This window comes from Pseudogemmobacter sp. W21_MBD1_M6, assembly GCF_052119585.1.
Classification (GTDB): Bacteria; Pseudomonadota; Alphaproteobacteria; order Rhodobacterales; family Rhodobacteraceae; genus JBGQOJ01.
In genome coordinates, this window is the sequence record NZ_JBGQOJ010000040.1 from 1 (window position 1) to 12,021 (window position 12,021).

Annotated in this window: 10 protein-coding genes and 5 pseudogenes; 8 read left to right on the forward strand and 7 right to left on the reverse strand. The window is 55.4% G+C overall.

The window, feature by feature from the left end:
- From ACEN2R_RS19895 to ACEN2R_RS19905, 3 genes are all read right to left on the reverse strand, one after another.
- The coding region (locus tag ACEN2R_RS19895; RefSeq protein WP_442044563.1) for a hypothetical protein at nucleotides 1-467 on the reverse strand (467 nt) is incomplete at its 3' end.
- Between the two features lie 180 nt (nucleotides 468-647).
- Entirely contained in the window at nucleotides 648-2,315 is a 1,668-nt protein-coding gene (locus tag ACEN2R_RS19900) for a hypothetical protein (protein ID WP_442044565.1), read from the reverse strand.
- Nucleotides 2,316-2,446: 131 nt separating this feature from the next.
- Complete coding sequence (locus ACEN2R_RS19905) at nucleotides 2,447-3,283, reverse strand: DUF3883 domain-containing protein (protein ID WP_442044567.1); 837 nt, start codon at nucleotides 3,281-3,283, stop codon at nucleotides 2,447-2,449.
- A gap of 21 nt (nucleotides 3,284-3,304) precedes the next feature.
- Here ACEN2R_RS19905 and ACEN2R_RS19910 point away from each other — a divergent pair, with 21 nt between their 5' ends.
- From ACEN2R_RS19910 to ACEN2R_RS19920, 3 genes are all read left to right on the forward strand, one after another.
- Nucleotides 3,305-3,673, forward strand: a complete 369-nt coding sequence (locus ACEN2R_RS19910; RefSeq protein ID WP_442044569.1) for a hypothetical protein — start codon at nucleotides 3,305-3,307, stop codon at nucleotides 3,671-3,673.
- A 238-nt stretch (nucleotides 3,674-3,911) separates the two neighbouring features.
- On the forward strand, nucleotides 3,912-4,124 hold the full coding sequence (locus ACEN2R_RS19915) for a helix-turn-helix transcriptional regulator (RefSeq protein ID WP_442044571.1): 213 nt from the start codon (nucleotides 3,912-3,914) through the stop codon (nucleotides 4,122-4,124).
- A 185-nt stretch (nucleotides 4,125-4,309) separates the two neighbouring features.
- On the forward strand, nucleotides 4,310-4,666 hold the full coding sequence (locus ACEN2R_RS19920) for a helix-turn-helix domain-containing protein (protein WP_442044572.1): 357 nt from the start codon (nucleotides 4,310-4,312) through the stop codon (nucleotides 4,664-4,666).
- 522 nt (nucleotides 4,667-5,188) lie between these two features.
- Here the strand turns inward: ACEN2R_RS19920 and ACEN2R_RS19925 are convergent.
- Together ACEN2R_RS19925 and ACEN2R_RS19930 are read right to left on the reverse strand one after the other, a co-directional pair.
- Nucleotides 5,189-5,758 (reverse strand): hypothetical protein, encoded by a 570-nt coding sequence (locus tag ACEN2R_RS19925; RefSeq protein ID WP_442044574.1) that lies wholly within the window; start codon nucleotides 5,756-5,758, stop codon nucleotides 5,189-5,191.
- A gap of 277 nt (nucleotides 5,759-6,035) precedes the next feature.
- Nucleotides 6,036-6,288, reverse strand: a pseudogene (locus ACEN2R_RS19930) (transposase); the annotation flags it as partial.
- A 292-nt stretch (nucleotides 6,289-6,580) separates the two neighbouring features.
- Between ACEN2R_RS19930 and ACEN2R_RS19935 the strand changes: the two are divergent.
- The 3 genes and pseudogenes from ACEN2R_RS19935 to ACEN2R_RS19945 all read left to right on the forward strand — a co-directional run.
- Nucleotides 6,581-6,995: pseudogene (locus tag ACEN2R_RS19935) on the forward strand (hypothetical protein); the annotation flags it as partial.
- A 211-nt stretch (nucleotides 6,996-7,206) separates the two neighbouring features.
- A complete protein-coding gene (locus ACEN2R_RS19940; protein WP_442044575.1) occupies nucleotides 7,207-7,605 on the forward strand; it encodes an IS110 family transposase in 399 nt (132 codons plus the stop codon).
- A gap of 235 nt (nucleotides 7,606-7,840) precedes the next feature.
- A pseudogene (locus ACEN2R_RS19945) lies at nucleotides 7,841-8,182 on the forward strand (integrase core domain-containing protein); the annotation flags it as partial.
- Between the two features lie 208 nt (nucleotides 8,183-8,390).
- Here ACEN2R_RS19945 and ACEN2R_RS19950 read toward each other — a convergent pair.
- Together ACEN2R_RS19950 and ACEN2R_RS19955 are read right to left on the reverse strand one after the other, a co-directional pair.
- A pseudogene (locus ACEN2R_RS19950) lies at nucleotides 8,391-9,384 on the reverse strand (IS110 family transposase).
- 321 nt (nucleotides 9,385-9,705) lie between these two features.
- Nucleotides 9,706-10,308, reverse strand: coding sequence for a transposase (locus ACEN2R_RS19955; RefSeq protein ID WP_442044577.1), 603 nt, complete (start codon nucleotides 10,306-10,308; stop codon nucleotides 9,706-9,708).
- A gap of 267 nt (nucleotides 10,309-10,575) precedes the next feature.
- Here ACEN2R_RS19955 and ACEN2R_RS19960 point away from each other — a divergent pair, with 267 nt between their 5' ends.
- Both ACEN2R_RS19960 and ACEN2R_RS19965 read left to right on the forward strand, forming a co-directional pair.
- Nucleotides 10,576-10,947, forward strand: coding sequence for a helix-turn-helix domain-containing protein (locus ACEN2R_RS19960; protein ID WP_442044579.1), 372 nt, complete (start codon nucleotides 10,576-10,578; stop codon nucleotides 10,945-10,947).
- 347 nt (nucleotides 10,948-11,294) lie between these two features.
- A pseudogene (locus tag ACEN2R_RS19965) lies at nucleotides 11,295-11,966 on the forward strand (IS5 family transposase); the annotation flags it as partial.
- Nucleotides 11,967-12,021: the final 55 nt, after the last annotated feature.

Here is a 12,021-nt window from a genome sequence, read left to right on the forward strand (position 1 = left end):
TCACAGGTGGCCGGATACCCCGGAACAGGTGGCCGGATGTTGTCGGAATGGATGGCCGGATCCTCCGGAATACGCACTCGAAACAACAGCGCAGACGGGAGGGACAGGGCTCGCGCCAATTGAACATCGAGCCTGGTGTCGCCGACAAGAAGGAACTCTTCGGCGACTGACCGGGAGGGGAACCCAAAAACTCCTTCAAGATAGGCCCGCAGTTTCGCGGAATTCGGCTTGTCAGCAAGCGCCAGCCACTGGGTGCCAAAGATTTTCTCCGCAACAGGGCCGACATAGGCGTCGTGCGAATCCGATACGATCGTCACCGAATGCCCGCAGTTTTTCACGGCCTCAATAAATGACCGTGCGCCTGCGATAATCGGGATATCGCCCATAGAGAAGCTGCGGTCACGGCCATACTTGATGCCGTCGTACCTGCTCGCATTCGTGTCGACGAGCGTCCCGTCTAAATCCATCAGTATGTGCAAAGGTCAGTCAAACGCCCCATCATTCGGCGGTGAACCCCATGGTACGCCCCGGTTCACCTTGAGGCTTTAGTAAGGACGTTCGTTCTGCATCTTGTTGATACTGTGAAAACTCTTTGGCGGCCGTGAGCAAGGAGCACTACATTTCGTGGCGGAGCGCAAGGCCTACAATCAGGTCTTTCTCTTTTCGGCTTCTTCTTTCTGGCGCGCACGTTCCTCTGCCGCATCAATCCGTCGGCCGATCCCCTGTCCGACCTTAACAACCTGACGTCCCAAGAAGCGGCTCGGACGCGACGTAGCGACCTTGTAACCCATCTCGGCTAAGTCCACGGTCGCCTTCATGGTCCCAGCCACAGCGACACCGATGCCTTCCTCAATCGCCTCGGCCTTGTCGACGCCTTCACGATGGCGATCGATCGCGTGATTGATGCCCCGGAGAGTGGCAAAGACACCGAGACCGCTGATGCCACCGATCACCGCGTCCATCGCCGTGTCGGGGAAGTCGACAACGGATCCGCCTAGGGCGAGATCCGTGGCGCTGTCTAGGTCGGCATTTGTCATTCCGCCGTCGATGGCACCGGTCTCCACGGCGACTTCGCTGGTCGCGATGACTGGGATGTCAGGATCGACGCTTTCGATGTAACCTGCGCTGTCCGTCGCCTTCACCTGGAACTCCATCCCATCAATAGTGATGTCGGTATCCGGCGTATTGAAGTGTTCGTGGAGCGTGCCGCCGGTGCTCTCTGCTACATGCGCCTCGAAAAGCGCGCCCTTTGTGAGTGACGCGAGGCCTGCTAGGCTCTCGGGCTCCATGGCAAGCGTTTGAAGCCAAATTTCGCTGTCGCTCATGCCCTCGAAATTGCCATTGATTGAGCGTAGCGCGTCATAGACCTCGCCGGCTTGTGCGATGTCTTGCCAAGCGGAGACAGGAATCGACAGCGCCGACAGGATAAGCGCGTCCCGTGCGATGGTGTCCCCGTCAAAGGGTTCCTGCCTCCTATCCGGAATGGCACCAATGACGGTTTCCTCGATCCGCCGGAGCCTCTTGTCGATGCGCCCGGCCGCGGCGTCGAGTTTTTCTTCGGCCTCCCGAATGATTTTTGTATTGCGCGACAGGAAAAGTTTTACGTCCCACTCCAGATCGCGGATTTCTTTGTCCATCTGGTTGTAGTCAGGATAGTCGTAGTTGAGCTGAGTCCACCAAGACTTGCCTTTTAGTATCTCGTCGACATCGGCTTCGAGATGGACCCTGCGGGCCTTGACCCGCGCAAGCCGCTGAATGGCCGCGTCGCGCGCGGCAAGGACAGGATGCGCCTTGCGTGACTGGGCAATCCTCGTTTTCGCCATCTCCCACATTTCGGCCGTAGCTTTTGAAACTGCTTTGCGCCGGCGAATTTTTTCCAGGTGATTCCACTCGAGTTCCCTGAACCCTCGCGCGTCCTCCAATCTTTTATCAATCGTCGGCATCCATGCAGCGACGAGCTGCTTCTGATGCGCATCAAGCTTTGCCTCCCGAAGTTCCCGAATTCCGCGTTCGATCGTTGTCGGATCTTCTTCTTCGCAAAGATTTTCGAGTTGCGTGCGGCGGACCCTATATTCTTCGCATTTTGTTCGGCTTGCCCGTGCGTTGCCGCCTTTCAACACGCAAACACAAAGCAGAATGAGTGCCCCAATGAGTCCAAACGAGAAGACGGTTGTCTCCTCGCGTGAGTTCAATGCCCACGCAATAAGAGCAGCAGCCCCGACGGCAAATAAAATAGCTTGTGACCGTTGTCGATCAGCATAATCCTCAAAGGCCCGGTCGAGCTTGGCGTCTGTCGGCTTGTCTATGATTTTCAATTGGATTCTGGACGCATTTTCGACGCTCCTGAAGTAGCTTGATATGTCTTTTCATTCAACTTGCAGAGCGTGGTCGAACTGCTCCGAAGATTGTTATCCTGCAATCGACCCGGCTGACAACAGCACATTCATCAATTGAAACTCGCCTGAAACGACGTCGCGGTGAGCGAGACATGACCATCGAGGGGCGGTTGCAGCTCGAACGCTTTCGGCTCGCGCGCGAAATTCCAGAGCCGGAAGAGGCGCCATTCCTCGCGCCGCTCCTCGGCCACGGCTAGTTCGTTTCGGGTGATGTGGAAGGGCGTGCGCTCCCAACCGTTCGTCGTCTTGACCTCGATCAGCCGGGGCAAACCGTCTGGAGCGAAACTCGCGATGTCGTACCCCGCGCCGTCGCCATCCTCCTCCGACACCCAGCGCACCTTGCGCGCCAGATCGTCTCGTCCTGCCGTCCGCAACGCCGCCCGCTCATGCGCCAGGACGCGCTCCTCGCCCGCGCGGCCGAGGGCCCGATTGCGCTCGTCCCGGCCCGCGACGTCGAACTTGCGGGCGATGTGCAGCATCTGGTCCAGCTCCTGCGGAGGCGGCTGGTTCGACAGAGTTGGCGGCGGCCCGACCCAGATCTGCGCCGCGTCTCGCAGGCCACCCGCAGGACGCAGACCCGGCTGACGCCCGAGCCAAGCCGAGTTGAGCGCCAGCCACCGGGCCACGGCATCGACCAGCGTCATCTGGAAATTGAAAGCGGGTTTGTAGCCGGGGATCCAGTCCTCGCCGAGCCCCTTCAGCACGGCGCTGACGTTCTGGTGCTTGAACTCGACCGATCCCTCTGACCGGTGGTTCAGCAGCGGCAGGAGCGCGCGGCGATGCTCGGCCTTGTTGTAGGGTCGCCCAGCGATGTCGTCGGCCAGCATCGCGAAGTAATCCGCGACAATCAGATCGTTTTCTCTATCCGTCCAGGGCCCGTTCGACATTTCGCCAGACTAGGTGCCCGGATGCCGTTTGTCACCAAAGGCTTCGCGCAGCCTTACGAGATGTTGCGCGGTGAAACGCCGCCTTCGGGTGTCTCCGTTCACATCGACAGCGGTCGAACCTGCCTCAACTGCGGCGCAATCCATTCTCAGCAAGCTTCTGAAAAGACGAACAGTTTTGAATGCGTCTCGATTTGGGCGAAGGGCGGATGGAAAGAGACGCGGGGCGTTCAGAGACCGACTTCGACCGAAACGCCAGTCTCTGAAAGTCGGACGGCCTCGCTAAACCCCTTTGTCACCAAAAGAAAAAAGGCCCTGTCAGGGGCCTCGTCTCGGGTTCGCGAATGGTTTGTGGCGGAGGAAGTGACACATATGCATAACTATCTCTCGTGACCGTGTAATTTGCTCCAAAGGGCTGCGTATTCTTACGCAGTTCTATCGGAAATTGCGTGAGTTGACGCCGATCCGATTTGAAAAAAACCCATCACAAATGTGCTGGCTTCCACTTTAAATCCCTGCTCGCGCAGGCGACCAGTCGAGTGGACGAAGAGCCTACAAAATACTAACCCACTGACTTGAATGTATTATTTATTTACGCATTCGTCGTCCTGCGACCACGGAGGTTGTGCGAATGGAGACGAAAATGCGCGAAACCTGTTTGAACCAAGTCGAGCTTGCAGCCCGATGGAAAATAAGCCCAAGAACTCTCGAACGTTGGCGGCACACGGGCGACGGCCCGAGTTTCATCAAGCTTGGCGGCCGGGTGATCTACCGCATTGCAGATGTGGAAGCCTTTGAACACCAAGAATTACGCGATATAGAATACGCGAAGGCTGGCTGCTGACGTCGATGCCCCAATGAAGTAATCATCCTTGCGCGGCATGCTTATTTCTAAGCCGCGCAGGGAAGACTGGCCGACGGCATGCTGAGATTACATGTTGGAGATTGGCGCGTCGCCATGTGCGATGGTGTCGTGCTCGAAATCCTCGACGTCAAGGCGTGCGGCAGCGCTTACAAGGAGTGATGCAGATGAATGAAATGGTGACTACTCCCAAGGACGAATACCTCCGTCTAAAGGCGATTGAAGAGGACAAGTCCGACCTTCATAGCGCGGCCCAGATTCTTGGGCGGATCAAGGCGGGCACTGAAGAGCTGATACCTGCTGGCGTAGTTGATCGGCTGTTGGATGGCGGCGCGCCACTGGCGGTTTGGCGTGAACACCGTCGGCTTTCCCAAGCAGAACTCGCCCGCCAATCCGGCGTCAATCGTGTTCAAATCATCGATATTGAAGCAGGCCGTAAGACTGGATCGGTCGCCTCGCTCAAGAAATTGGCGACGGCTCTCCAGATCGACATGGATGACTTGGTCGTCGCCGACGACGAATAACATCCTACTTTTGCCGCGTGCGGCAGATCAGGTCAGATTCAACCCCTCCGCGACATGTCCGACATCGCGGTCTGCGGGCGTAGCGACACGTTCACGGCGATGAACTTGCAGCGGTGTCTGCCCGGGCTACAAGCGGCCCAAACCCCGCGTGTTGGTCGGCGCATGCTTTCACGGCCACACGCCTCTCGCGGCGGACATGCTTGATCATCCCGACGATCGAGGAGAAGGTGATCGATTAGCAAGTGCACCGTGATCGTCTCATACCCGAAACCCACTGCCTAACGGTAACGCGTCATGAGTGGCCGGATACTCTGGAATACGCACTGAAGCGCGAAATTCAGCCCGAAAGACCCTAAAACTAAACTTCAGAGGCCTTTAGACTGCGCCCCATACGAGCTCCAAGCGTGCAGCAACTGCAATCACGCGCGACTTCAAGCGGTTGCCAGCAAAGACGACAAAGAATCGAGGTGCCCTAGATAAAATCAACGATAATGGATGTTCAAATTTTTTTTCAGCGGCCTGCTAACTCCAGCCATCCAAACTTTCGGCCACCCTACGGCGGTCTTGCCAAACTTCGTTGTTGATCTCCGCCTCGGAAAGGGCAAAATCAAGTCTTGCGAAAGTAATTGGGAAGCGGAGGCAAATATCCGCAACTTGGAGTCGCTCCGTTAACCAATCATCTTTGCTAAATTCTGAAGAAAAAGCAATTACTTTCAAATTTGGTTGCCCCAACCGTAGGTTTATTAAAAAATCAATAGACGCGCCAATACCTCCAAAGCTATCAATATCGATAATGATCGTTGACGTTCCAGGGGTAACGAACAGTTTATGACTTACAATCGCATATACGTCTTGATTGCGCAACCAATCAAATACTTGATATAATTCTAATGGATTTTTCGTTAACAACTCAACCCGTCCGATACTAACAGGATCTATAGAATACATTAGCCCTGTAATCTTTGAGTTAAGATTACCAACTTCTCTGGACCTAAATAATGCCTGCCAATCCACGGGTTCAAACCCTAATATTCGCCTTATGGGCTTAAACCAAGAATAATTGCTTATAGCCTTCATTTCGTCACCTAACATATTTTATGTCTTACAGTAACAGGAGATGAAAGTAATATCTTTTGTACATAGGTATATAGATGTAATCTCTGGGATAATGATCACTTTTTAAGATCAGAACTCATAACATGAGTATCCTGGGGGGGGGCGTTGTTGTGCAACTCCGGCCCGAGGCGTGACTTACCTGTTCCCCTTCAGCATCAGGCCACGCGGACGATCTCCGCCGTTCCGAGGGCCGAGAAGCGGTTTATCAGCGCGATGCGGATTTGGATTTCGGCGGTTTGGCGGTGCGGGTCTCTTTCCGCAACGGCAGCTTGAACAGGACCTTGATGGTCAGGCAGAACTGGATCGCGCCGTCGGAGAACACCGCAGGCCGACCGGGGCTGCCGTCATGCGACGCAAGCCAGGTCATGTCCTTGTCCAGCCACCTTCTCACGCCTGCAGGCATACGTTTCCGGGCAACGGATCAGCAGTGACCCGCGCTTGCGAAGCGAAGCAGTGTAGCTGGACCAGTTCGTCTTGAGGTAACGGGCGGGTGCTGGCTTGCTCATGCGGCCTGTCTAACCGCATAGATTCATGATGGAAATCCTCGACAGTCAGTGTTTTGCAACAACGCCATTTCGGGGTCATCAGGCTACCTACTCCGAGAGGTGGTTCCAGAAATCTGAACAGCCGAGATAAGTGGATTTTCTGTGCAACAGCGGCATGCTGCTGCGAGCAAAGAGAAGACCATTGCAAGACGCACCACGCTGGAATCACAGCCCGGCATTCAAGGCAAAGGTGGCGCTGGCCGCGATCAAGGGCGAGAATGCGCTGATCGAGCTGCGCAGGACTTCGACGTTCTGGGATGAAAATCATCAGGTCTACGGGCTCCGCAAGGCGTGGCACAAGATGAAGCGGGAGCGCTTTCAGGTGGCGCGATGCACGGTGGTACGTCTCCCTCTCAGCCATTGCTTTGCAATACCCTGCCGGGCAACGGATTAAGCAGATCGGCATCCGTGGCGCTGTGCGCGGAAAGGTGGTCAAACAACGGTTCCAGACACGTCGGTGCCCTGTCCGCGTGACAAGGTGAACCGTCAGTTCCGGGCGCCTGCGCCGAACATGCGCTGGGTCAGTGATTTTACCTACGTGTCAACCTGGCAAGGCGTTCACCATTGGACTTGAACCAATGGCGAACAAGGTCTCGCTCATCGACACATTCGCTGATCGCATCGTCGGATGGCGGGTGTCGCGGTCTGCCAAAACTGACTTTGTTCTCCCCTCTTGTCTTATGAATTGAGCAGTTCTTGTGCGAAGCTGGAACAGCTGCCCGGCACGACATTTATGCCGGGCAGCGGCGGAGGTCGGACCGTTCACCTCTTGGTCGTTATGGACCGTTGCCGAGTATGGTCGCCCCCGTCTTTTCTACTGACCTGAACGGATACTTGGGCTTCGGGCCCGCATGACAAGACAAGGTGAGGAAAAGACATATGGAAGATACCATTGGGATTGATATTTCCAAAGACAAATTGGATGCGTACTGGCTTTCGAAACAGGAGCACAAACAGCTCTACAACAACAAAGACGGGGTTAATGCGCTCGCGATTTGGGCAAAGGGAGCCGGGGTCTCGCGTGTCATTTTCGAATCGACAGGTATTTATCATCGCAGTGTCGAAATGGGCTTGGCGCACCACAACATCAGCTTTGCGCGTGTAAACCCACGCCAGGCACGGCGCTTTTGCGCAGGGGCTGGTCAGCTGGCAAAAACAGACCGGGTAGATGCTGCAATGTTGGCCCGAATGGGGTCGCTGCTAGAGCTGAAGGGGATGAGCCAAAGAGTGAAACCCTTCATGACCTCAAACAGTTGGCGACGGCGCGGCAGGCCCTGATCAAGGATCGCACTGCGGCCAAAGCACGGCTCGCCGCCACGACCCATCGGTTGCTCTCCCAGCAGATCAAACGGCGGCTGAGCCAGATCGAACGCGACCTTTTGCAGATTGCTGCTTTGGTCGACACGATCATTGCTGCTGATACAGAACTGCGTGCCAAGGCTGAAATCCTGGTAAGCATTCCCAGTATAACAAAGGTGACAGCCTGTGCGATCCTGACTGATATACCAGAGCTTGGGCAATGGATGCGCTGGAACAGCGCCCTGCATGATCGACGGCCTGTGCAAAAGGGCGGATTGACAAACAGAAGGGCGTCCGCGGCGAGCAATATTTGTCCATTCGATATACTGAGCGGCTGGCCGAGGCAGGCATCGAACCATCGGTCGGCAGCGTTGGCGACAACTACGACAACGCCCTCGCGGAAACCATGAACGGCCTCTACAAAACCGAGCTGGTTAATCGCCAAGGACCGCGGCGCAACATGCAGGATCTGGAAATGGCCACCCTCGGCTGGGTCGATTGGTTGTTTAATCGCATCGTACAGGTCAAGCTTATTCGCACCAACTTTGCGCGATGATAGCCACCTGCCGGGAGCAAGGTTGTTTCCGCGGTCGGCAAAAGCCGCCGCATTATGGTCTCCGCAGGAATGGTCTTCCTGTGTTCAACACGCAGTTTTTGAGGAACTGCATCCAATCTAAACGGAATGACCAGACCCACGTCCACGGCAGGGACCTCTCGCGCGGCGATCGTGCCTCGCTAAAAGGGCTTACTTACAAAGTCTTGGATTATGCTGGAACGACAGCAAACTTTTTGAATGGCTCTCCCGCCTTGAGCATGCTGTGCATTATGACGGCCAGCTTGCGCGCCACGCCTGAGCCCCCAATCCTTGAGGTTACTGTCATTTTGAGATTTGGTTCGCGTGAGCATTACGACCGCGGCCTCGTACAGAAGGCTTCGCAAGTGGCTATCCCCACGGCGGGAGATGTGCCCATCATAATCAATTTCTCCGGATTGATACCGTCTCGTAGTCAACCCGAGCCAGGCACCGACCGAGCGTGATCGCTTAAAGTTGCCCGGATCTTCAATCGCAGCTGAGAACGACAGCGAGGTGATGGCGCCGATGCCCGGGATTGTCATCAGTAATTGCGCCGCCTTGCTGTTCCGCGCTGCCGCCAGAAGTTGCCGGTGAAGGTTGGCGACATGCTTGCGCATATCGCGCCACGCATCGACCAATGGCAATATAACGTTGGCCAGATTGTCGTTTCCGGCGAGGAGTTCCTGGACGTGCCTCTCGAATACTTGGCCTTTGCTCTTGGGCACGATAAGGTCAAATGTCTTCATGACACCACGGATTTGGTTACTGAGTTGGATCGACATGCCAGCAACCTGCTTGCGAACGCCGATCAAAGTGCGGGTCAACATGGCATCGAAGCCCTTCACGCGAACGGCCTTGTAAAACCCGACCTCGGCCAATTGCGCTAATCCATCCGCGTCATTGGCATCGGTCTTGTTCAGCGTCTCGTTCAAAATCTTCTGCGCGTGGCGCGCTTCTATACAGATCACTGGCAGCCCCTCGGCCAACAACGCATGGTAGAACCATGTCGAGAGTGGACCCGTCTCGAAAACCACGCGTTTTACATGCGGTGCCCGCTTACGAATGATCCTCGCCAGTTCCGTGGGATCTGATGCGCATTTGCCTCGCCATGTTCGCGAGCCTCCTTGCCGGATCGAAATCGCGGTATCTTTCTGTGACACGTCAAGCCCAATATACTGTTCCATGGTTGCTCTCCATTCGATGATTGGGCCCGGCGTTGATCGTGAGCCCGTTTTTCCATCTTATCGGGGGCAACCACCCCGCAATGAACGTTGGCTGTCCAGGGGAATCACACCGCGATTACCCCATGTTCAACAACCGGCGCCTGCTTGGACCCATCGGAAATATCCCGCCAGCAGAGGCTGAAGACAATTACAATGCACAGCGCGACGTGTACGATATGGTCGCGTGAAATGAAGCTATGGGTCTCAGATGAAACTGGAGCGATTCAGTGACCATTCTCAAGGTGGGCGCGAATATCGCTCACCGCCAGACCCACTGCATATCTAGCGAAGCTCCTGTTCTCGAACATCGTGTTGGTCTTTCACATCGTCGGAAGGGTAACTGCCAGCTTGCGTGCCAGTGCAACGCATGCCTCCCAGCTTCCGGATCGGGCACTCAGTCGCAATCCCATTTCTCAATGCAATAGAGGGCGAAGCACGATATAGGATGACTGTCGCTGCCTCGAACAAAAGCTTGCGTGTCAGGCGATCTCCTGCCTTTGAGATGCGCCCAGTAATGTCGACTTCGCCCAACTGATAACGCTTCGGCATCTGCCCCAGATAAGCGCCGACACCGCAGGCCGATCGGAACCGGGCTGGGTCATCCACAGCTGTTCCGAAGGCAATCTCGGTAAGACTGCCGACACCGGGGGCACTTGAGACAAGTCGGCAAGCTTCATTTTCCCGTGCGAAGCGGGCAAGTTGCCGGGCAAACGCACGACGCTGATCCTTGAGACCGGAAAGCACAGACAGAAGGCTTTCGAGCAGATCGCGCAAAACGACATCGTCTGGCAATGCTCGTCGAACTGACTGCTCTAAAACCTGCCCTTTCCCCGTTGATAACTTCAACCCGAAGGTCTTGGCCAAGCCTCTCATCTGGTTGATCATTGTCGCGCACATCCGCACGATCCATTCTCGCGTCGCAAGGATGGCCTACATGATGCAACCAGAAATCGAAAGATACCTTGCATCGCAGCATAACGAACGGCGATAAAAAATTAAAGTAGAACGCAATCTTAAAATCGTCAACTTTTGGTAGATCAGCCATAGAAAGGTTAGTGAGCTATGCGATCTTTGCTTCCGATGATGGCAGCCTGTGACCTGGCTAGGATCACAACTGCGTAACTGGTTATTTTTGAAGGAAGAAAAAAACACATGAAGCATCCAGTCGACATTCATGTTGGAAAGCGCATTCGCCAGCGGCGGCTACTGCTGAATACCAACCAGCAACAATTGTCAGACCAAGTCGGTGTCAATTACCAGCAGGTACAAAAATATGAAACTGGCATGAACCGTGTCAGCGCATCGCGCCTTTGGGTGATCGCAAAAGTCTTGAATGTTCCGGTGTCCTTTTTCTTTGAAGGACTGAATGATCAACCCTTGGCGAACACTAGGAAATCTGATTTTCCCGTCGATATTATGACAGATAAGGAGGCGCTGGAACTTTTGCGTGCGTACTATACAATCCCCGAAAATCAGCGGCGCCGCCTGTTCGATTTAGCCCGCGCTCTCAGCGAGGCGGCCTGATACTCGCTTCTTGCTTAACAGCCATGTGTGATCACAGATTGCCTGACGGCGGCGAGGCGATTGTGTCTCTAAAGTGATTAAAATTCTCCGGCGCCATTATCCCTATGAGTAGATTTGCGCCTGATCAGGCGTCTAGGTCAAGTGTGATCGGTTCGATTGGCTGCGCGAGTGTTTAAGAGCCGTAGCCCTTGCGCACCCGAATCTGTCCTGAGAGCCTGCAAATGAATAGATTTTATGTCGGCGCAACTGTCGCTAATGAACAGGCTGTCTTGGGTCGGACGGGCGTTGTTGCACAACTCTGATCGCGGCCGATTCACATTGTGAATCCATGCGGTTAGACAAGCCACATGAGCAAGCCATCACCCGCCCGCTACCGCACCACGAACTGGTCCAGCTACACCGCCTCACTGAAGAAGCGTGGCTCTTTGTTGATATGGTTGGACAAAGAGATGACCTGGCTTGCGCCGCATGACGGGAGCCCTGGCCGACCATCGATGTTCTCCAATGCAGCGATCCAGTTCTGTCTGACGATCAAGGTCCTGTTCAAGCTGCCTTTGCGGCAGACGACCGGCATGGTGGCCAGCCTGTTGAAGATGGCAGGACTGGACTGGGCTGTGCCGGACTACACGACTCTGTGCCGAGGGCAGAAGACGCTCGCCGTCCAGATCCCCTATCGCCGCGCCGATGGCCCCTTGAACCTGCTCGTCGACAGCACTGGGATCAAGTTCCTCGGTGATGGCGAATGGCAGGCGCGCAAGCACGGTGTACAGGGTCGGCGCCAACGGCGCAAGGTCCATCTGGCCATGGACACGGCTACTTCGGACATCCGCGCCGTGGAGTTCACCCCCAGCAGCGATGGTGACAGACCGGTCTTACCGGAGTTGCTCGACCAGATCCCCGAAGGTGAAGAGATCGGCACGGTGACTGCCGACGGCGCTTATGACACCCGCCGAGGCCATACTGCCATCATCGACCACCATGCTATCGCGATCATCCCAAGAGGTGGTTCGGGAAAACTGAACAGGTGGGATAAGTGGATTTTCCGCGCAACAGCAGCATGATGCTGCGAGCGAG